The organism is Thalassotalea fusca (assembly GCF_053485835.1).
The window spans coordinates 1-21,891 of the sequence record NZ_JBQRUN010000006.1; the positions used below are offsets into that span (position 1 = coordinate 1).

General features: G+C 42.5%; 20 protein-coding genes. 3 read left to right on the plus strand and 17 right to left on the minus strand.

The window, feature by feature from the left end; all coding sequences use genetic code 11:
• Nucleotides 1–204 precede the first annotated feature (204 nt).
• From ACSLUK_RS09035 to ACSLUK_RS09060, 6 genes are read right to left on the minus strand one after another with little or no spacing between them, the layout of a single operon-like run.
• Nucleotides 205–1,500 (minus strand): tetratricopeptide repeat protein, encoded by a 1,296-nt coding sequence (locus ACSLUK_RS09035; protein ID WP_448548233.1) that lies wholly within the window; start codon nucleotides 1,498–1,500, stop codon nucleotides 205–207.
• A 16-nt stretch (nucleotides 1,501–1,516) separates the two neighbouring features.
• A complete protein-coding gene (locus tag ACSLUK_RS09040) occupies nucleotides 1,517–2,137 on the minus strand; it encodes an energy transducer TonB (RefSeq protein WP_448548234.1) in 621 nt (206 codons plus the stop codon).
• A 2-nt stretch (nucleotides 2,138–2,139) separates the two neighbouring features.
• A complete protein-coding gene (locus ACSLUK_RS09045; protein ID WP_448548235.1) occupies nucleotides 2,140–2,553 on the minus strand; it encodes an ExbD/TolR family protein in 414 nt (137 codons plus the stop codon).
• A 43-nt stretch (nucleotides 2,554–2,596) separates the two neighbouring features.
• Nucleotides 2,597–3,124 carry a MotA/TolQ/ExbB proton channel family protein gene (locus ACSLUK_RS09050; RefSeq protein WP_448548236.1) on the minus strand — a complete coding sequence of 176 codons (528 nt, stop codon included), beginning with the start codon at nucleotides 3,122–3,124 and terminating at the stop codon, nucleotides 2,597–2,599.
• 3 nt (nucleotides 3,125–3,127) lie between these two features.
• Nucleotides 3,128–4,495 carry a MotA/TolQ/ExbB proton channel family protein gene (locus ACSLUK_RS09055; RefSeq protein ID WP_448548237.1) on the minus strand — a complete coding sequence of 456 codons (1,368 nt, stop codon included), beginning with the start codon at nucleotides 4,493–4,495 and terminating at the stop codon, nucleotides 3,128–3,130.
• 22 nt (nucleotides 4,496–4,517) lie between these two features.
• Nucleotides 4,518–5,303 (minus strand): DUF3450 domain-containing protein, encoded by a 786-nt coding sequence (locus ACSLUK_RS09060; RefSeq protein ID WP_448548238.1) that lies wholly within the window; start codon nucleotides 5,301–5,303, stop codon nucleotides 4,518–4,520.
• Between the two features lie 354 nt (nucleotides 5,304–5,657).
• Between ACSLUK_RS09060 and ACSLUK_RS09065 the strand changes: the two genes are divergently transcribed.
• Together ACSLUK_RS09065 and ACSLUK_RS09070 are read left to right on the plus strand one after the other, a co-directional pair.
• Nucleotides 5,658–6,293 carry a sulfotransferase gene (locus ACSLUK_RS09065; RefSeq protein WP_448548239.1) on the plus strand — a complete coding sequence of 212 codons (636 nt, stop codon included), beginning with the start codon at nucleotides 5,658–5,660 and terminating at the stop codon, nucleotides 6,291–6,293.
• A gap of 101 nt (nucleotides 6,294–6,394) precedes the next feature.
• Nucleotides 6,395–6,874: an aminoacyl-tRNA deacylase gene (locus tag ACSLUK_RS09070; RefSeq protein ID WP_448548240.1), complete on the plus strand. Its 480-nt coding sequence runs from the start codon at nucleotides 6,395–6,397 to the stop codon at nucleotides 6,872–6,874.
• 435 nt (nucleotides 6,875–7,309) lie between these two features.
• On the opposite strand, the gene ACSLUK_RS09075 is transcribed toward ACSLUK_RS09070, so the two are convergent.
• From ACSLUK_RS09075 to ACSLUK_RS09095, 5 genes are all read right to left on the minus strand, one after another.
• Nucleotides 7,310–8,626, minus strand: coding sequence for a hypothetical protein (locus ACSLUK_RS09075; RefSeq protein WP_448548241.1), 1,317 nt, complete (start codon nucleotides 8,624–8,626; stop codon nucleotides 7,310–7,312).
• A 172-nt stretch (nucleotides 8,627–8,798) separates the two neighbouring features.
• Nucleotides 8,799–9,251 (minus strand): hypothetical protein, encoded by a 453-nt coding sequence (locus tag ACSLUK_RS09080; protein ID WP_448548242.1) that lies wholly within the window; start codon nucleotides 9,249–9,251, stop codon nucleotides 8,799–8,801.
• Nucleotides 9,252–9,344: 93 nt separating this feature from the next.
• The gene (locus ACSLUK_RS09085; RefSeq protein ID WP_448548243.1) at nucleotides 9,345–9,737 is read right to left on the minus strand and encodes a hypothetical protein; all 393 of its coding nucleotides are present in this window, start codon (nucleotides 9,735–9,737) and stop codon (nucleotides 9,345–9,347) included.
• Between the two features lie 72 nt (nucleotides 9,738–9,809).
• Complete coding sequence (locus ACSLUK_RS09090; protein WP_448548244.1) at nucleotides 9,810–12,500, minus strand: TonB-dependent receptor plug domain-containing protein; 2,691 nt, start codon at nucleotides 12,498–12,500, stop codon at nucleotides 9,810–9,812.
• 99 nt (nucleotides 12,501–12,599) lie between these two features.
• A complete protein-coding gene (locus tag ACSLUK_RS09095) occupies nucleotides 12,600–14,213 on the minus strand; it encodes a beta-helix domain-containing protein (protein WP_448548245.1) in 1,614 nt (537 codons plus the stop codon).
• A gap of 191 nt (nucleotides 14,214–14,404) precedes the next feature.
• On the opposite strand from ACSLUK_RS09095, the gene ACSLUK_RS09100 reads away from it, so the two are divergent.
• Nucleotides 14,405–15,601, plus strand: a complete 1,197-nt coding sequence (locus tag ACSLUK_RS09100; RefSeq protein ID WP_448548246.1) for a cyclic di-GMP phosphodiesterase — start codon at nucleotides 14,405–14,407, stop codon at nucleotides 15,599–15,601.
• A 530-nt stretch (nucleotides 15,602–16,131) separates the two neighbouring features.
• On the opposite strand, the gene ACSLUK_RS09105 is transcribed toward ACSLUK_RS09100, so the two are convergent.
• The 6 genes from ACSLUK_RS09105 to queA all read right to left on the minus strand — a co-directional run bounded on the left by ACSLUK_RS09105 (nucleotide 16,132) and on the right by queA (nucleotide 21,868).
• Nucleotides 16,132–16,269, minus strand: a complete 138-nt coding sequence (locus ACSLUK_RS09105) for a hypothetical protein (protein WP_448548247.1) — start codon at nucleotides 16,267–16,269, stop codon at nucleotides 16,132–16,134.
• Nucleotides 16,270–16,355: 86 nt separating this feature from the next.
• A complete protein-coding gene (gene secF / locus ACSLUK_RS09110) occupies nucleotides 16,356–17,303 on the minus strand; it encodes a protein translocase subunit SecF (RefSeq protein WP_448548248.1) in 948 nt (315 codons plus the stop codon).
• 8 nt (nucleotides 17,304–17,311) lie between these two features.
• A complete protein-coding gene (secD, locus tag ACSLUK_RS09115; RefSeq protein WP_448548249.1) occupies nucleotides 17,312–19,159 on the minus strand; it encodes a protein translocase subunit SecD in 1,848 nt (615 codons plus the stop codon).
• A 28-nt stretch (nucleotides 19,160–19,187) separates the two neighbouring features.
• Nucleotides 19,188–19,523 carry a preprotein translocase subunit YajC gene (gene yajC / locus ACSLUK_RS09120; RefSeq protein ID WP_448548251.1) on the minus strand — a complete coding sequence of 112 codons (336 nt, stop codon included), beginning with the start codon at nucleotides 19,521–19,523 and terminating at the stop codon, nucleotides 19,188–19,190.
• A gap of 81 nt (nucleotides 19,524–19,604) precedes the next feature.
• On the minus strand, nucleotides 19,605–20,750 hold the full coding sequence (tgt, locus tag ACSLUK_RS09125; protein WP_448548252.1) for a tRNA guanosine(34) transglycosylase Tgt: 1,146 nt from the start codon (nucleotides 20,748–20,750) through the stop codon (nucleotides 19,605–19,607).
• Nucleotides 20,751–20,821: 71 nt separating this feature from the next.
• Nucleotides 20,822–21,868, minus strand: a complete 1,047-nt coding sequence (queA, locus tag ACSLUK_RS09130; RefSeq protein ID WP_448548253.1) for a tRNA preQ1(34) S-adenosylmethionine ribosyltransferase-isomerase QueA — start codon at nucleotides 21,866–21,868, stop codon at nucleotides 20,822–20,824.
• Nucleotides 21,869–21,891: the final 23 nt, after the last annotated feature.

Here is a 21,891-nt window from a genome sequence, read left to right on the forward strand (position 1 = left end):
TCGATGAGGACGCTGGGTGCGAAAGATTCATCAAGGCCAGAGGGTAACCTCAACAAACAGGCCGGATATACGTAAGCCATCTGTTTATTTCAAAAAAGTACTTGCACAGCAGGAGGAGACCATATACGTCCTGAGCGCGAGGTACGAGCTGTCGAAGGACAGTTAAATGTCCCTCGAACACTTAATAGTAGCGCAGTGATTAGTTTAATTTAACATTGCTAAACGTTCATATTGTCCTTGTTCACGCTTAACATATTTAAACCACTGATCGGCAGTTTTCGCTGACTCCTGATAAGATTGCGCCGCAGAAAACGCATCTAATGCTTCGGCAAATTGCTTGAGATGAAAATGTGACATACCAAGCACCAGGTGCATATCGCCAACACGTTTAACACCGCCACGCTCTAGCGCTTTTTCTGCAGCGACAATGGCATCTTGCCAATGTTCAAGATTCAAATAAGACTGTGCCAGTTGCGCATCAAACTTGCCACTTTCAGCGATTTTTGATGCTTGTTCTAAGGCAGGAATAGCCTTTTTGTCGTCTTTGGCCGCCATGTATGCCATTGCTATCATTTCAAGATAGCGTTCATTAGCGACAACTTCACCGCTGTCTATCGCGCTTTCGAGTATATTTGCTGCTTTATATGGCACACCATGATAACGATATAATTGCGCTAATGTAACAATTTGCTGAGCGCTCGTGATATAACCTGCTTGCCAGGCTGATTCCATTATAGCGAGCTGCTTGTCTTCCTGACCCGTTTCACCATACATGCCAGCAAGTTGAACCCAGTACTCAGGTTTACTGTATAAACGCACTAACTGCTCTAGCACTTCGGTCACTTTTTCAGGTTGCTTTAGCTCATAGTAATTGGCACGCTGTAATATCAACCAGTTCTCTTTAGGCTGCTCACCTTTTGCTTCTACTAATGCTATCGCTTTATTTACCGAGATCAGTGATGCTTTGTAATCTTTAGCCTGATAATGAACGTTGGCCAAAAACATTAACTGACTACCTGTTAGCGGCTTACTGTTTGCGTTTTGCCATTTATCTAAGTATGCGATAGTTTGATCAAAACTACCTTGCTGCATAGACAGTTGTGCCAATGAATACAACGTTGATAAACGAAGCGACTCAGGAATCGCCTCCTCTGCAACGACATTTTCAAAGCTGGCGATAGCCTGACTAATATTTTCGTCAGCGTAATACATGAAACCATAAAAGTTCCACAACATCGCTTGCTCATAGCTGTTCATGCTATCAATGCGCGCTTTCACTTCATCCAAAATCGCTAAGCCACCCGCGCGGTCACCATCATCAGCCACCTTTTGCGCTCTCGCTAACTGAGTATAAACACGGTTGCGCATTGCAGGCACTTTCACCGTACTCTTGCTTGCAGATTTTGCAGAATCATCAGCCGCCTGCACCTGACTACTGAATGTTATAGGTGCAATGAAGCAAGCACCTAGTGTTAGTAATAACAATACTAATTTTTTCATTTCCGTACCCTCTCAATTAGCCTTCAATTTGAAAGCTGATTTTATTTTGTACGCCCGCCACTTCAGTGGCTACACCATCAACCACACGGGGCTTATATTTAAATTTCATTGTAGCATCGAGCGCAGCACGATCAAAAATATGTTCAGGATTCGCTTCAATGACGATTGGATCACGCACTGAACCATTTTTTGTCACGGTAAACTCAACGATTACATAACCTTCTATGCCGCGCGATTGTGCGCGTCTTGGATAAACAGGCGCAACTTTCACGATTGGCAGATAATCACCATCACCACTGTCCAAATTCAACCCACCACTAAGGCCAGTATCTGCTTGAACATCTGCAGCAAAGCTCGTGCTAATCGCATCTGCATTCGGGTTTGCCTGCTGCATTTGTGGCGTTTGCATTGGCGGAGGTGGCTCTTTCGGTTTTGGTGGCTTCTGTGGTTTGCGCTCTTTCTTAGCAACCACTTCTTCTTTTTTCAGTCGAATGAAATCGAGCACGTTTCCGCGCGGTGGTTCAGTTAATACATTACTGCCACCAGCGATAAGCGCTTGCATACCCCACAACAATGCCAACGTAACGAATACTGCCAGCACCAATCCAAACAAGTAACGTCCTGATGTTGCTAACATGACTATGCCTCTTGCGCAGCGATTGATACGTCAAAGACACCAGCGGCGCGAGCCGAATCCATCACTTTGATCAACACGTCTGTTGTTGCCTTTTTGTCGGCCTGAATAACGACTGTACCCTGAGGGTTTTCTGCTTTCAGCCGCTCAATATTAGCCTGTACCGCACGTACATCTACCCGACGTTTGTTGATCCAAATTTCACCTTTATCACTGATGGCCACCAAGATATTGGCTCGCTCCTTCTTCACCGCCGTTGCAGCTTCTGGGCGATTCACTTCGATGCCTGCTTCTTTGACAAATGATGCTGTAACGATGAAGAAAATAAGCAGAATGAAGACCACGTCCAGCATTGGGGTCATGTTAATTTCTTCTGCTTCTTCTTGCTCTTGTAAAACTCTTGCTAATTGAGAACGCATTTTCTCTACCTTTTATTACTTTTTTACCAATGCCGTAAAACGCTTAGTGCGCCATCGGTAACTTATCTTCCAATAACTCAGTACGACGTTTTGCTGTACGCTGTAACCACGTCACCATAAATACGCCCGACAATGAGCCCACCATGCCCGCCATTGTTGGAATGGTTGCACGCGACACACCTGAAGCCATTGAACGTGCGTTACCGTGACCTGAAATAGCCATTACATCAAAAACTTCAATCATGCCCGTTACCGTGCCTAGCAAACCTAAAAGTGGACATAACACCACTAAACTGTGAATCAACGGAACGTTTTGGTTTAACATCGCTGATATGCGTGAAACATTCGCCGTTCTAATTTGCTCAGCATTCCATGAGTGTCGTTCGTCTCTTTGTTGCCATTGCGCGATTACCGAATTTCGAATGCCACGGTAGCTTTTCAAAAAGAAGTACAAACGTTCAAAAATCAGCAGCCACATTAGGCCAATGACACCGGCAATGACGACCAATATGGGGCCGCCAGTGTCGATAAACTCACGAATGCTATTCATCAGGTCGATGAATAAAACCATGACTTACGCTCCTTTCTCAGCGCGCTCGGCGATAATGCCCGCACTTTGCTGTTGGAGAATATTAATAATGCCTCTGCTGCGAGTGTTTAATAGCGTTGAGATAAATACCATTGGAATAGCAACAACTAAGCCCAAAACAGTTGTAACAAGGGCTTGTGAAATACCACCTGCCATCAGTTTAGGGTCACCCGTACCAAATAATGTTATCGCTTGGAAGGTATTGATCATCCCTGTAACGGTACCCAGCAGACCGATAAGCGGTGCAACGACTGAGATAATTTTGATGAGCGTCAAACGAGACGTAAGCACGGGGACTTCTGCCAGAATTCGCTCGGACAATTTAAGTTCTAACGTTTCGGTATCAACGTCTTTATGCTGGTCTTTTACCATCATTACGCGCCCTAACGGGTTATCATTGGTTGCTACATCTGCTTTAAGCTGACGATTAACTTTAGCGCCGATAAGGAATAAAGTAACAAAACGCTCTAGCGCAATAAGCAAACCAACTAAACCAATGCCTAGAATGACATAACCTACTGGTCCACCTTGCTCTACTTGCTCTTCTGTTGTTGGTGCTTGTACTAATAGGCCAAGGATTGAGCCGCCTGTTGGATCAAGAGAAAAAGGCACAACATTATTATCAGCACCGTATAGCGCTGCTGTGCTATTTAAATGACGAGTAGACGGCTGACGAATAAGCTCAGCAACCGAACCTGTTTCATCAATGTATTCCAAATACTTACCCTCTGAAATCAAATTAAAGCCACCAACGCGTATGATTTCCTGATTAGCCTTAGAACCATCTGCTGCAACCACTTCACGCGTGAACCGGTGTACTTTGCCTGACTCTGTCATTTCTTGCTGAAGTTCAAACCACAAACGCTCAATTTCTTCAATTGATGCTAGTTTTGACGTAGATGCCATGCTTTGTGCAAATTCATCTAAGAATTCGCCACGACCTGCTATTTGCGCAGAAATAACCGATGTTTGAAATTTGCTTCGCGTATCACCCGCTACTTGCTGCAATACGCCAAATAACTCTTTTAGCTCGCCCATACGCTTATTAAGCGCCTCGGTTCTTGTCGCAATATCTTGCTCATTGTTTTGAAATTGTGCTTCCAGCTCAGTACTCAGAGAAATCGCTTGATCTCGTGTTGAAAAAGCTTGTTGCAATAGTTGTTCTTGTTCACTCTTACGCGCATTGAACTCAGCTTCACGCTGCTTATTTTGTTCGCTTTGGGCTATTTGACCCTGCTTAAGCTGTGATAATAATTGGTCAAGATTAGCCGCTTGTTGCGCATTGGCATGTAATGACGCTGTCGCAATTGATACGATTGCTACACGGGTAAATAACTGGGTAAGTTTATTCATGATAGTTATCCTTATGCTCAGTTTATTCGGCAGAATTTTGTGCAACTGGCACAACGATTAAATCTGGTGTTATTTGCTTACGAGCAACGCGAAGACCTTTGCTTACTTGCGTGCGATACTCAGCAGGCAAAGGTTGCCAGCCCCCACTCGTTTGATCCCACATCCCAAGTTGCTTACCATCACGTGTTTGATAAACGAAAGCAACTCGGCCAATACGTAGAAAGTCTACGTCACGTTCTTGACCATCAAGCGTTAATAAACCACTGTAAGCTTCGATTGTGCGACCATATTCAACTTCAACCTGATAAGCTTCGAGTACGCGGCGAAACTTTTCTGAAACAGCGACATCTGCACGCGTTAACATTGATTTAAGGTCAGCAATTCGATTGCTGCGCTCTTCAGGAAGGAAAGGCATATCAAGTGCAACAAATGAAGATAGTGTGTCTATCATTCGCGCCATTAGTGGCGAAACTTGGCGTTCAATAATACTGACTTGTTCCATAGAAACCGCTAACTGGCGAAGTTCTTGTAGCTGGTTGTCGATTTGTGCCTGCATCTGACGGTTGTAGACATTCAAACCATCTATTTCTTTATTAACCGTTTTAAACTGTTGTAGCTTTGATTGAATTTGATCACTTAGCTCATCAACTCGCTGTTGCGACTTATTCGCAGACTCGTTAATTTTTTTTCCTTCAGTCACAACACGATTAAGCTCAGAACTTTGTGGCTGAATGGCAGCCGTAATTCCAGAAAACGACAAGGATGCACTAAACAATATGCTCGCTTGCGCCAGTTTGGACAATTTCATAGTAAAACCCTAATAATTGGCTTGGCAAATATGCAAACGGCTCATACTTCCGCCTTTCCTTTGGGCGAAGGTATTCACCTAACTAATAATTTGCGGACAAGTTTAAGGTGAATTTGTGACACTTATGTTTCAGTAACTTTGCAGCTTTATTAAATGACAAAAAAGTGACGAAAATCTTACGCTTAACCTCTAGATTTATGACAAGGTTCAAAATGAAAGAAATCGACAATTTGGTAAAATAAGAAGATAAATTGTTAATGTGACAAGCGAGTGAACATTGAATGACAACCTTGATATTGAGATAATCAGCGGCACTTAGCAATCACGCGTACTTAATCAAGTAATATTTTCTGCATGCCGAACAAAATCTTTGTCATTGGATTACCCAGAACAGGCACAACCAGCTTATGTGCTACTATGCTTGAGCTTGGTTTTACCACCGCTCACACGGCTTATACGAAGCAGACAATTGCAGATGCCCAGGTGATTGCCGATACACCAATATTTTGTGACTTTGAAAAACTAGCATTCGATTACCCAGATGCTCAGTTTATCTATTTAACGCGATCGCTTGAGCCTTGGTTACCATCAATTAAACAGTTGTTAAATCGGATGTTTATCAATGTTACACGCGAGGATGGTGGCTTTAATCCGCATATTAAGCGTTGTTATCAAACCATATTTTCGCCATTTACATTGGAAAACATAAACGACGATAACTTTCTTGGGCATTGTTACTTAGCGCATCAACAATCAATCCAGCACTTTTTCACACAACAACACCCACAATATACAAATCGTTTACTCACAATCGATATCAGCAATGCAGATGATATGAAACGCCTTGCAAATTTCCTATGTTTGCCAATGCCTGACCGTGAATTTTTCCACCTGAATAAAGGCGGTAAAGTGACAGCATGGAAAGACATCAAACACCCGCTCAAAGTTGAATCAACACACAACGGTCGAATCGACAAAGCGATCTATTAATGTCGTAAAGGCACACGTCCAATAGTACATCGCCGGTAACTCGCAATACTGACAAATGGCTCTATACTTTGTATAAGTCATTTTCTCTACTGGAGGCTATTATGACGATGTCCAAAAGATTAGCGCAGTATTTAGATGCTAAACATATCCCCTATCAAACCATTGAGCACTACCATAGCAACAGCTCTATCGGTACCGCAATCAATGCGCAAGTTCCTCCACAACAGTTAGCGAAAGCTGTCGTACTACAAGATCACGAAGATCGTAAAGTAATGGCCATCTTGCCAGCGAAAAACAAGATTAGTTTGTCTGCTTTAAATGACGAACTGATGGGTTCTTACCAGTTAATGAAAGAGCAAGATGTTTATAAATTATTTGAAGATTGTGAGCATGGTGCCATTCCACCTGTAGCTGAAGCATATAACATGTCGTATGTGTGTGATGAAATGTTGGACGGACAAGAGCGAATCTATTTAGAAGCGGGCGATCATAAAACAGTGCTCGCGATAGAACGTGACCATTTTGCTTCAATGATGGCAAATGGCAAACACCTCAGATTTAGTCGTGAAGTGTTTCATTAATCACTTGAGTCAAGGAGGGTGATAAATTGGGCGGTATTTTTCGAAGTAAGCTGTTACCGCCCTTTCAACATCCTTTCAATATTGATTAGAGCGTGTTGATCTTTGAGGTACAAATTTTGTTCAATTGAGCGTGCTTTGATCGCGGCGCTCGGTTTGTAACATAGTTGTTCGTTGTCAAAATCGAGCACAGCTACCGCGTCCTGCTATCGCTAAGTACCTACATCCATGTAGGCAACAATTAGCAAAGCGCGATCAATTGAAGCACCCGTTTGGCATTTATACTGTGTTATCGCCTTACTTGAGGACGACTGCATGGATGCAGGAGGTAGAGCGACGCAGGATGCCAAAGCCGAGATTAACTACACGACGAAGGCTCTGCCTAGTCTAAATGCTAAACTGTCAGCTGCAAAAATGAACAGCAAAGGTCAACACGCTCTAGTTATACCCTTGCTCTTTTTTGTGCTCCGCTAATTTTTGCTCTAACGACTCTCTAAACGGCGAACTTTCAATAAAAGCGAGTGTTGCTTCTTTGTCTTGCTTATAAAACCAGCCTACCAACCGCTCAGATATTGCTTTTCTACTCTTTTCATCAGTGATTCGGTGAAGGTTTTCTGCAGTAAAGCTCGGGTTAGTATAGGCTGCATTATTAATGACATTTTCAGTCGCTTGAGCGGTATTAATGTTTTCTTGCTTGTTCAGCCAAGCCAAAGCTTGTGCTGGCGACCTCGCTCCCCAATGCCTGGTAACATCGTTAATGGCTGACTCACGCGCTTTTCCTTCTTTATCAGCGAGAAACCAAGCCATTGCCTGATCTGGCTCAGAGGTTACCCATTGATTGACGACGGTTAATCTATTGCTATCCACAGCTTTGGAGCTTTCCTGTTGATCAAGCCACATTGCTACTTCTTCGGGCTTTCTTGTCACTAAATGATTAATGGCCATATTTACCATCGCAGGGCTATTGAAAGCGCTTAGTTCATTTAATACATGATTTAAATCTGTATCTTCATCAACTGCTTGTGTAATCCCCATTGCGACGCTAGCTAAGATATTCTCTTCTTGCGGCACATTGGCAATTTGGCTCAAAGCGTAGTTCATATCTTTTCTCGCCATAGCACTAAATATTGAAACCGACGCGATATCTTGCGCGAACTTTTCCGCTTTATTTTGCTTAGCACTACTCATCTCAACAAACCATGCTAATGCGGCATCAGGATCTTGTACTGCCCATGCACTAACCACAACACTACTTGCGATATAAGTATACTGATTGCCATGCATTTCTTTGTCGACAAATCTCAAGGCTTTCTGAGGCGAAATTTTCGCATACTCTGTAAGGATGGTAGATAGTATTTGAATTTTTTCCATATCACTGCCATGTTGGTTAGCCAAATCTAGCGCGTGCGCTAATTCAGCCTCACTCATTTGGCTTAACGCAACATAAAATTTCATTTGCGCTTCCATTCCAAGCCCAATCGAGCCAGACGACTTTTGCGCATCAAGGAAATCATTCACAACATCGCTAACACTGGCTTTTGCCAGTTGTTGTTCTAACAAACACAACTTGCCAACCGAGGCCGATCGTTCAGGTTTAACAACAGATTTGGAAACAGTCGAAGGACAACTTGCGACAGAGGATGTTGAATGTGAAAGTTCAATTGGATTAGCTGATTGAGTATTTAGTTGCTTTCCTGCGTATACAGCGATCGCTATAGAGGTAAGCCAAAGAATAGTTAATAAGATTTTGTTCATTGTTTCGTTGCATCCCAGCATTAATTTTTGCGCTACAATAACAGAATATTAACAACACAACAAATAATGAAAGAATAATAGCCGGATGATCTTCTCATCGTTTGTAAAAGTCACTCACAAGATAAAATGATTTCTTCATTTTGTATGTGCACCGGCTATTATTTCATGCAGATCAAACGTCCAAATTCTGTTCTAAGAACACTGATTTTTCAATTTGTTCAAAAATAGCATTGTAATGCTGCGGCTCAATGATCATTTGAGAGTCAATAATTTCACCCTCGCTGTTCATATGTTTAGCAACAGCGTTAATTCTCACCTTAGTTATACCGGCCAATTGCGTCACATTAGCTGAAACATCAATGAGTAATGTATCTTCAAAATTATTGTCACCAAATACCCAATTTAGACCTAACGTTAGGTAAGTAGCGATCGCCTTGCTAACCACCTCACCACCATTGAGCTGCGTTGACGTGCTATTGGCTAAAACAACACCCGCTTGGGAATCAGACGCTTTTAAAATGAAACCTCGGTCAAGCAACGCATTGATTAACGCTTTATAAACCATCAACTGGCTCGTACTGTCATACTCTTTTGTCTGGATACTTCTAATTTCAAGCGTCGACATTGGCGCCTTTTTAGAACTACACCCAGATACAACGAATAAACAGATGAAAATGCTTGTAAATTTTATTATATTTTTCATCAACGTACTCACCACTTAGAACTTGCTTCGATGGTATGCAATAGTGTCTACATTACTATTTTCGTCGAATTTGATAATAGCAGTAAGCGTATTTGAGCTTACTTGAGAGCTGCCTCGCGTCTCCGTCACTATGCCACCACCATTTCCAGCAAAATAACCAAGTGCTCCACCGGCCGATTGATACACCTGCTCAGTAGAAAACTTGTCATAAACCCACACTTCATTGCCATTAGGCGCTGTTTTTAAGATGTTAGGGCTGCCAAGAGCAACTACGACATCGGTTGACGGCATCCCCGCTTTTAACTTCTTTTTGCACAACACCAAAGTAAACATAAGTGAATGTTTCGCCGAATATTCTCCTGAACTTCTAATGGTGCTAACGACGAAATAACCTAATCGAAAATTCACATTATTCCTCAGTAAGCCGGAAAACAAAAAAGGCCACACATGTGGCCTTATTCACAATTTGATAGTCTGAGCTTAGAAACTGTACTTGTAGCTCAAGCTAACTTCGGTACCAATTTCGCGGCTTTTAACTACGATATCGTCTTGTAGTACTTCAAAGTCTTCGCCCAGAATATTCTGAACTTTCAACTTAACTGTACTGGCAAAACTTGGGTAGTAAGTGTAAACCATGTCAAGTGAGTGGAACGGTTGTTCAAACGCGTCACCACGGTCACCCGCACCTGCTGCCAGAATACGTTCACCAAATACGTTGTAAACCAGTGACGCACTGTGGTTACCATTTGCAGAGTCGTAACCAAATTGCATGTTAACAACATACTCCGAGTGGCCTGTCATACGGCGTTTTTGGTTTTGCGTACCTGCATCTTCGGCTGCCAGCGTTGTTTCTGAATCACTCAACGTGATGTTACCCGATGAGAAGAATCCGTCCATGCTCAAAGCAGATAAGTCATAGAGCCATTCAGCTTCAATACCATACACTTCTGCAGATTCACCATTGATGTAAGTTAAGCTATATGAGTCGTCACCCACCAATAACTTAGTCTCAATTGGTGTTTCTATGTCCTTATAGAAGGCAGCAACCGAGAAGTTGTTACCATTGGCACCGTAGTACTCATATCTTGCATCAAAGTGTTTGATTGGGCTTGATGACAATCCTTCAGCACCAACCGTTTTTAAGTCAGTGATTGGGTCAATAAACTCAACCGGCGATACTTCACGCAAATCTGGACGGACGATAGTTTCGCCATAGCTTAAACGCCATTGGCTATTTTCAGCCAAATACGTCATAGCTAATGCACCAAATGTATCGTCTTCACGCATCACGCTATTCTCAATATTTTCTTGAGAGAATATATCGTTAAAGTCAGTCACGCTGTATATTTGACGAGAAAACGCCAGTGAAGATTGCTTGAACTCTTCCCAACGAATACCGCCACTAAAACGCCATTTTTGATCAATAACTAAATCAAATGAGCCATAGTAAGCATCAATCATTTGTGCCGCTAGGTAATCATCTGTTTTCGGCTCGCTAAAGACAAAATCAAAATCTGTACTGTCAATAAAGCTATCCGTAAACGCACCACCAATACCAAGCACATCGGCTGCATTAGTGTTAAGAGCCACACTTTCATTGAAGTTGAAGCTAAATACGTCGGTGCGATAATCACGTACTTTTTCGAGGAAATCACCGCCAACTTTTAGCTCTAGCTCATAGTCCGATGTGAACACAGGCAAACTAGCATTCCAGCCATACGACTCTACGTCGTCTTCCATTTCAACAAAGCTGTGTGTATTCAGGTTAGTAACTTCTAAAGCGCGGCTTTCTTGGTATGCGCCATTATCAAAGACATCCTGTACTTTTAAGCTGGTAGCATTAGGAATATCAGTGGTTGCCGTTGAATCAGTGTATTGCCAATCAAAACCAACTCCCCAGTAATCACTAAACGTGTGCTGACCAAGAAACTGCATTACACGTAGTTCACGCTCTTCAAATTTAGTTGTGTGTGTACGCGTTACTTTGCCATCTTCGAATGTTAATTCGTTGTCTGGTTGTTGACTAAGAGAAACTTCAACTTCGTCTTCAGTATTGCGTAAAAACATATTCGACATCGACACTTTATGGCTGCCTACTTCATAACCTAAGTTAAATATGCCATTAAGTTTTATTTCATTCGTCGTTTTTTCACTGTCGTCGAATCGGTCATAACAAGCAATGGTAACAGCGCTTTGACAGTCATTGTTGCCCGCACCATCAGCAGTTTTACCACTCGTTTGCTTAGCATGTGTCCAATCGTTGTCATAACTTAAAGATGTTAAGAAGCCCCAAGTTCCGCCAAACATTGATTCATCAAACGAATTACCAAACGCGATTGTGCCACCGAATTTAGGGTCTAACGACTCTTTGGTAATCGCCTGATCGCGGTTTAACGATTTGGCAAGCCCTTTATTAATGGCGCGAGCTTCATCGGCTGATAAATTTCCACCGCCAATGTTGTTCTCAACTTTGATAATATTATCGATAGAGAAATCTGCTTGATAACGGTCAAATGCCGCAGAAATTGTAGCAGGCAATACGCGACTACCATCGTCGGATCCTAGCCAGTCATCACCACCACCTGCATAAGTGAATCCATCAGATGATGCTGAATCTTTGCCCACAGACACTTCTACATCAAAAAAGAACTCTTTAGGGATCGTTTTCGTGCGAATGTCTACGTTACCACCACCAAATGCTGCAGGCATGTTCGGTGAAAATGCTTTTTGTACCGACAAACTTTCAATGATGCTTGAAGGAAAGATGTCTAATGGAATGACATTACGTGTTAAGTCAGGGCTAGGCACGTTTGCGCCATTTAAGCGTGTACTAGAGTAACGCTCACCTAAACCACGTATATAGATATACTTGCCGTCAACGAGTGTCAAACCTGTCACACGGCGTAATGCCGATGCCGCATCACTATCGCCTGAACGAGAAATTTGTTCTGCGCCCATGATATCGGCAACAAATGCTTGTTGTTTACGCTCTTCTACGACCGCAGCGGCGCTGCCTTGTAAGCGTGATGCAACCGCAACGACTTCTTCAATTGCCTGATCATCTTCTTGCGCAATAGCTACATTTGAAAGTGAAGGAAGAGAAGAAGCAAAAGCAACGACAAGGCCCAAGGTTAACTTATTCAAGTTAAAGCGATTATTTTTGGTGTTCATGTCAATTTACCTCAAATAAGAAATAATTCATATTTCGATAAAGGCACTAAAACATGTTAGTGCCTTTACCTAATAACCAGTACGAATATGAACTATCGCTTAGTAAGCAAAGCTTGAGTCAGCAGCAACTTGCATTGCCATATCAACCCATTTTGCCCAATCGCTTGTCGTATCAGCTTCAGAAATAGCACCTACATAGTCCACTTGGTCAAACCAAGGGTCAATTGCATTTACATCAACTGGCGCTGCAACTTCAACAGCATTACCGTCAGAGTCTGTCATTTGAAGTGCTGTACGATATCCATCAGTAGCGTAAACTATGTGGCTAGGTGTAAGCGCTGAATTTCCTTGCGCAGCCCACCATGTCGCTAAGTCAAAGCTAGGGTTGTTTTTAGGGTTCTTGAAGTTAATGCCACAAGCGACAATTGAACCTTCAACAACGATTTTACCTGCATTAGCATTTGCAATAACGCCGTCTGCATCTACTTTGTCTTTCTCATCATTTAGCTCGAAACACTGGTGTGAACCTTCTGTACCTGTGTTAGTCACAAGTAGGTTATAAAGCTTCGCCATTCCCCATTCGCGTAACATGATGCCACGTGACGCATCATCATCACGAATACTGCTTGTATCGTTAGCTAATACAGTAACGTTCGCAACCATAACGTTTGATGCAGATTCATCTGTGTCACCTTGGCCAGCAGGCGAAGACTTAGCACCGTCAGTTTCAAAACCACGGTTACCTAATTGGTTACCATGCTTTACTAACACGTGTTGAATTTTGCCTGTATAACCTTCATCCCAGTCAACTGAGTCATCTTGGTTGTGTGTTAACACTAAGTGCTTCATGTTTACACTACCACCGAATGCTTCAACGCCGTCATCATAGCCTTCGTGAATATGAATGTAGTCGATCGTTGTGCCCGAACCTACCGCATATAATGACAACGAGTTCAAGTCATCACCCGCCCCAGCTTGCTTAGGCCCTGAGCCTGCGTAGTGAATGCCAACGTACTTCAAGATACCGCTGTTATCATCTTCGATGTTACCACCATAGTATGACACCGCACCTTCCGTTTTCTGGCTACATGTATCTGCTTCGCGCTCTGCTGTTGTACACTTGTTGTTGATACCACGACCATTAATCATGATCCCACCCCAGTCGCGATATTTCGGGCCTTCACCTACAGTATCTAAGTCATCAAAGGCTTCATTTGACGTGAAAATGATCGGCTTATCTACCGTACCTTCAGCAATAATACGTGAACCACGCGCTACGCGTAGGTAATCATCATTACTCGAAAAGACCAACGTGCTACCTGCCTCAATCGTCAATGTAGAACCTACAGCAGGAATATTTGATTCTTGGCCCGGCGCATAATCAGCCCCAATAAACAAGCTACCTTGGAAAATATGACGTCCTGGAATCGAAGGAACGTATAAGTCGCTAGTGATTTCTTTTAAATCAGATGCAAAAGTTGTCGAGTAAACACAATCATCACCATTAACCGCACCTGATAAAGTTGAACCGTTTTGTGTATATGAAGCACATTCGAACGAAGGAGTAACAGTACCACCACCTGGGTTTGTTACACTATTGTCAACAGAGTTATCGATCGTTGTCGGCTGAACCTTAATGTCGCCACCACAGGCAGTTAAAATTAGTGCACTCGCAATTGCAGACACTTTAAAAGCTTTCTTTAATTCCATCATTGTCTCCCAAGACAGCAATATTTTAGTTATATGTGATTAAAAAACTGCGCATACTTTAGTGCGGTTAAATGACAGAAATGTTTTAGAAATATGTAAGTTTTATGTACTAATTCTTACAGCATTGTAAAAATGTGAAAACGTGGTACAAATACTCATCTATAATAAAAATAATATTCAAGGCCGTACATTCTATGTTTAAAACCATCACAATCGACGAATTAGAGATAGGGATGTACGTTAAAGATGTTGTATGGAACAACAGCCAGTATAAAGTCAAAACACGTGGCTTGGTAAAGTCTGCTGAAACAATAAAGCAGCTAAGGCAACAAGGCGTTGCTAGTCTCGTTGTTGCCTATGAAAGTGCGCTAAACGAAGCGCGAACTTCTTCAGATGCCAATCAACCACCCGCACGAAAAAAAGCCGCAGCAAATGATGAAGCCCCACCACTTAGCCAAAATGTTGAAGATGAATTTGCCCGATCATGTGAAATTTATGATGAGGCAACAGAGCACGTTAAAGAAATGTTTCTTAACGCATCTGCTGGGCAAAACTTAACGCCTGAAGCCATTAGCACACTCGCTGGAGAGATCACTGAATCTGTAGCGAGAAACGAATATGCCATGACCATACTCACCCGCATTCGCCATCATTCTACTTACCAATGGGAACATTCTATAAACAGTGGCGTTTTGATGTGTGGTTTTTGCTTGTTTTTAGGCATTAAAAAGGAAGTCGTTGAACAAATCACGTTGGGCGCTATGCTCCATGACGTTGGCACCGCCAAAATTCCGAAAGGAATCATTGATAAGCCAGGCACTTTAACTAACAACGAGATGACTGTTGTTAAGAAGCATGTTGTATGGGGCTATGATATTTGTAAACGCGATGGCTTTGATGCGCCCGTTATAATCGATATGGTGGTGAATCATCATGAGCGATTAAATGGTAGTGGTTACCCCAGAGGGATTAGCAAAGACAAAATTTCGAAACTCTCTCGAATGATCGCCATAGTTGATGTTTACGATGCAATGACCGGCGACAGTGCATATAAAAAAGGTGTACAACCCATTGAAGCCCTCCGTTATTTGATTAGCCAAAACGAGTTGTTTGACCAAGATCTTGTACAAAAATTCATTAAGTATATCGGGGTAAACCCCGTTGGCTCCCTCGTTAAACTTAGCAGCGAAATGCTTGCCATTGTGATAGAAGGGAATCGTGAAGAACCATTAAAGCCTATCGTAAAGGTATTTTACAGCTTGAAGCTCAATTGTAAGATTTCACCAAAATCGATCGATTTAACTGTTGAACCTATCGAAATCATCGCTTCAGTGAAAGGTGAAGAGTACAACATAAACATCGCGAAAGTGATAAGAGATATTGTTGGCTGAAATTGAATAATAGCGACTCCATTTGTTAAAAATGCAGGCAAAAAAAAGCCGCGTGAGATACGCGGCAAAGCTATTCTTGTAAGGGAAGCACAAAAATATAAAAAATTAAACAACGATCCTGTCGAAAGAGCATTAAACTTGTTGCGACAGTCAAGATTAGAGTAATAGTACTAAAGGATGTTAATAAAGAAAAGCTTTATTTACGTAAATTTTCGTACATTAGGTTTTTGGTTGAAAATTTTTAGATAAAACAATCACAAAGCGCTCCTATTAAGCCGTTGCGATTCTTACGAGATGGCAAATTACTCTTCGAACACCCTTCGATACGTCGTTCCCCTACTCAGTGTGAACGGAATTTTCTAACCACCTAAACTGCAACCTTCGGACTGAGCGCGCCATTCGTCAGGCTTAAGATGAATGAATATACTCGTCCTTCGGCAGGCTCAGGATTTAACGAGGCCTGAACATCGACGCTCCTTGCCATCCATATAGCCCCGTGCATCCTGAGTGCGAAGCAACCGAAGGACGCGTCATACAGGAACCGACCAATCCTGAGCTTGCCGCCCTTCGACAGGCTCAGGATTTAACGAGGCCTGAACATCGACGCTCCTTGCCATCCATGGCACTGCGTCATGCCGTTCGTCCTGAACATCGACGCTCCTTGCCATCCATGGCACTGCGTCATACCGTTCGTCCTGAACATAAAAAAGCCAGTCGATATGACTGGCTTTGTGCGCGTAAACTTATGAAGCAATTATGGCATCATTGCTTCTTGGTCTTCGCCTTCTTTTTCGATGACCTCTGGAATGAGATCTTCTTTTGAAACACCAAGTGATAAAGCTATCGAGCTGGCAACGTAAATCGAAGAGTAAGTACCAATGAACACACCAAATAGTAATGCAGTCGCAAAACCATGGATTAGTGCGCCACCTTGATAGAACAATGCGATCAATACCAACAATGTCGTTAATGACGTAATGAAGGTACGGCTAAGCGTTTGCGTTAAAGAAATATTGATAATCTCTTCAGAGCCACCCTCTCGTACTTTTCTGAAGTTTTCACGAATACGGTCTGATACAACAATGGTATCGTTAAGTGAATAACCGATAACCGCTAAAATCGCTGCAAGAACCGTTAAGTCAAATTCAAGACCTAAAATCGAGAACAACCCAAGCGTTAATAAAACATCGTGGAATAGTGCGAATACTGAACCTAGTGCGAAACGCCATTCGAAGCGAAACGCAACGTATACTAAGATACAAATCAGTGCTGTTAACATCGCAAGGCCACCCTGCTCGGTTAACTCATCGCCGACACTCGCGCCAACAAACTCTATGCGACGCATTTCGAGATCTTGTCCGGTACCTTCTCTGAGAATGTCTAACACCTGATTGCCCAACATTTCAGCTTTTACACCGTCACGTTGTGCTAATCGAATGCCTACTTCACGACTACTACCATAAAACTGAACCACGGCATCATCAAAGCCATTAGCATCCATAATTTGGCGAATTTGATTCAGTTCGGCCGCTTGATCAAAGCCAACTTCGATCAAAGTACCACCTGTAAAATCTAGGCCAAAATTTAGTTTATTAACAGCAAGCGATGCGATCGAAGCTAGCATTAACAAAACACTGAATATCATTGCCACCTTGCGATAGCTCATAAAATTGACAGTTTCTTTAAATCTAATTAATTGCATAACTTCACCTAGATTGGCAGCTTTTCAAGGCGTTTACCGCCCCAAACACTGTTTACAATAGTACGCGTACCAACGATCGCTGTGAACATTGACGTAATAATACCGATAGATAACGTGACCGCAAAACCTTTAATAGGCCCAGTCCCAACGGCGAATAAGATAATGGCCGCGATTAATGTTGTGATATTCGCATCAAGTATTGTTGAGAATGCCGCATCATAACCTTGATGAATCGCTTGCTGTACTGATTTTCCTGCTCGTAGTTCTTCACGAATACGCTCAAATATCAGCACATTGGCATCAACAGCCATACCAACCGTTAGTACAATACCGGCCATACCTGGTAGTGTTAATGTTGCCCCTGGGATCATCGACATAACACCAACAATCAAAATAAGGTTTGCAGTTAAGGCAAGGTTTGCTACCACACCAAATGCGCGATAGTAAAACAACATAAAGATGAAGACTAAAGCAAAGCCGCCCATGATCGCTTGGAAGCCCGATGCAACATTTTCTGCACCTAACGTAGGACCAACAGTACGCTCTTCAACTATTTGAATTGGTGCAATCAAAGCACCTGCACGCAATAGTAGCGCTAAACTATGTGCCTCTGCTTGGCTGCCAGCACCAGTAATACGGAAGCTCTTACCCAAACGTGCTTGGATGGTTGCAACACTAATAACTTCTTCAATTTTTTCAAAGATTGTGTTGCCATCTGCGTCAACACGATCTGTCGGTTTATACTCAATAAAGACAGTTGCCATCGGCTTACCAATGTTGTCTTTAGTTGCATTAGAGAATTTACTTCCACCAGGCGAATCAAGTGTAATATTTACTTGCGGGCGATTATATTCATCAAAACTAGAGTTTGCATCAACGATATGATCGCCGGTAAGCATAATACGCTTTTTCAATAATACTGGCGTACCATTGCGTTCATACAATAGCTGTGAACTTGCAGGTACTCTGCCATTTAGTGCGCTACCTAAATCACCGTCACTATCTACCATACGAAACTCTATCGTTGCCGTTGCGTTTAAGATCTCTTTTGCTTTCGCAGTGTCTTGAACGCCCGGTAATTCGATAATGATATTTTTCTGGCCTTGACGTTGAACCAATGGCTCTGCAACACCGAGTTCATTTACACGGTTACGAATAATGGTAATGTTTTGTTGAAGTGCATATTCGCGGATTTCTTTCAACTTTTGATCTGTCATCGTTGCAGACAAAGTTAATGTGTCAGTATTATCAACAAACAAGAAATCACGATAACGCTTTTTAAGAAACGATTCAGCTGTATCTAAGTCTTCTGCATTTCTAAACTGAATTTCGATGCTGCCGCCAACTTTTTTCACTCCACGATAACGAATTTTTTCGCCACGTAAGTCATTTCTAAAGTCGCCTACCATGCCTTCTTGCGCTTTGTTAACGGCTTCATTCATGTTTACTTCCATCGTGAAGCTTACACCACCGCTAAGATCCAATCCTAACTTCATTGGCACACCGCCAATGCTTGCTAGCCAATCTGGCGTTGCCGGCGTTAAGTTAAGCGCAACTGAGTATTTGTCGCCAATATTATTATCAAGTAAATCGCGGGCTTTCAGTTGATTTTCAGTATCCGCGAATTTTATCAACACTTGGTCATTTTCAAGAGACACACTGGTGTAGCTAATTTGTTGCTCATCCAATTGTGACTTCACTGTATCTAACGTGCTTGCGTTTGCTTCAACGCCACGCAGACCTGATATTTGTACTGCTGGGTCTTCGCCATACAAGTTTGGTGACGCATACAGCGTCCCAACTATAATGACGAAAAGCACCATTAGCTTTTTCCATAACGGAGAATGGTTTAACACAATTATTCCTTAGAATGTTGTTGTTCGATTAAAGGCTTTTCATCGTTCCTTTCGGTAAAACAGCACTAACAGCCGCTTTCTGAACGGTTACTTCTGTACCTTCTGCAATGCTAACAACGATAAAATCTTTCTCAGCTGATACTTTAGTGATTTTACCTACCAAACCACCTTGAGTTAATACTTCATCACCTTTAGACAATGCTTCCATCAATCCTTTATGCTCTTTAACACGCTTAGCTTGTGGACGATAAATCATAAAGTAAAACACCAAACCGAACACTAAAAGCATGATGATCATTTCCATACCACCACTTTGTGGTGCTGGACCTGCCGCGGCATGTGCTTGACTAATAAATAAACTCATAATTTCCTCTTATACTTCTTATTAAAATTTTAAAAATACGTTAAAACCGTTAAAGCATTGGCTTTAACGGCTATTAATACGTTACTCAGCTGCTGTTTGCGCTGATTCAGAGCCTGCTAATGGCGGCACAGGCAAGCCTCTTAGTGCATAGAACTCGCTAACAAATTCATCTAATTTACCTTGCTCAATCGCATCACGCAAACCTTTCATGACTCGCTGGTAAAAACGTAGATTATGTATCGTGTTCAACTGCGATCCTAGGATTTCATTACACTTATCTAAATGATGTAAATAAGCGCGAGAATAATTCTTACAGGTGTAGCAGTCACATTGATCGTCTAATGGCCCTGTATCTGTTTTATTTTTCGCGTTGCGTATCTTAACAACGCCAGTGGTTACAAATAAATGGCCGTTGCGGGCATTTCGTGTTGGCATCACGCAGTCAAACATATCAATGCCTCTGCGCACACCTTCAACTAAATCTTCTGGTTTGCCCACCCCCATTAAGTATCGGGGTTTGTTTGCTGGAATCAAGGGCGTGGTATGATCTAAAATACGGATCATGTCTTCTTTTGGTTCGCCAACCGACAAACCACCTATCGCATAGCCGTCAAATTCAATAGCTTTAAGCCCTTCTACTGACACTTCACGCAAATCTTCATACATACCACCTTGTACTATGCCGAAAAGTGCTGAAGGGTTATCCCCATGTGCATCTTTCGAGCGTTGCGCCCAACGAAGAGACATCTCCATAGAATCTTTTGCTTCTTGGTGCGTTGCGGGGTATGGCGTACACTCGTCAAAAATCATGACCACATCTGAACCTAAGCTACGCTGCACTTCCATTGAGCGTTCCGGTGTCAGCATGATTTTTTCACCGTTAACTGGTGAGCGAAACTCTACACCTTTTTCGGAGATCTTACGCATAGCACCCAAGCTAAATACCTGAAAACCACCTGAATCGGTAAGAATCGGCTTATCCCAGTTGATGAAGTCGTGTAGATCGCCATGTTGTTCGATGATGTCAGTCCCCGGACGTAACATGAGGTGGAAAGTATTTCCCAAGATAATTTCAGCACCGATTTCTTTTATCTCTTCGGTTTTCATTCCCTTAACCGTGCCATAAGTCCCTACTGGCATGAAAGCCGGTGTTTCAACGGTACCGCGCTCAAAGGTAAGTCGACCACGACGCGCTTTGCCGTCTTTATTAATAAGTTGGTATTTCATTTTTTATCCTCTGCCCACCAGCGAAACAGGCCAGTAGCACTCTGTTGATTACATTGCAGACGTATCTACAATTAGTTTGTTTTTCGGGTTAAGAACATGGCGTCGCCATAACTAAAAAAGCGGTATTTTTCTGAAACCGCATGTTTATAAGCACGCATGATGTGGTCATAGCCTGAAAACGCACTAACTAACATCAGTAGCGTTGATTCAGACAAATGAAAGTTGGTCACCAACGCATCAACGACCTCAAATTCATAACCTGGGGTAATAAAAATGTCTGTGTCACCATAAAATGGTGCGAGTGGTGTTCCTTTTGCTTTTGCTGCTTTTGCCGCACTTTCTAACGAACGAACTGAGGTTGTACCAACGGCTATTACGCGTTTACCAGCCGCTTTAGTCTCATTGATTTGCTGAACGACTTCTTCTGGTACTTCTACATATTCGGCATGCATGATGTGATCAGCTATTTCATCAACACGTACGGGTTGGAAAGTGCCAGCTCCTACATGCAATGTTACAAAAGCAAGATTTACTCCTTTTGCTTTCAGCTTAGCGAGTAGTTCATCGTCAAAATGCAAGCCAGCCGTTGGCGCAGCTACAGCGCCTGGCTTTTCGTTAAAGACTGTTTGATAGCGTTCTTTGTCACTATCTTCGTCGGGACGATCAATATAAGGAGGTAATGGCATATGGCCAATTTCCTCCAGTATCGACAACACATTTTCTTCTCCCTGAAAATGCAGCTCGAATAATGCATCGTGGCGTGCCACCATTGTCGCCGTGACTTTGTCTTCCAACACAATCTCAGTGCCAATTTTAGGCGATTTACTCGCGCGAATATGCGCCAATACACGATGTTCATCAAGTAAACGTTCAACTAATACTTCGACTTTGCCACCACTTGCCTTTTTACCAAACATGCGCGCGGGTATTACTCGCGTATTATTAAATACTAATAAATCCCCCGCATTGACTTTCTCGAGTATGGCAGTGAATTGAAGGTCCTCAATACCACCGCTATTGCCTTCGAGTGCCATCAAACGACTCGAGCTACGCTCAGCTTTTGGATATCGAGCAATAAGCTCCTCTGGTAAATCGAATGAAAAATCGGCTACACGCATATGTTTGAACTACTAAATTACAG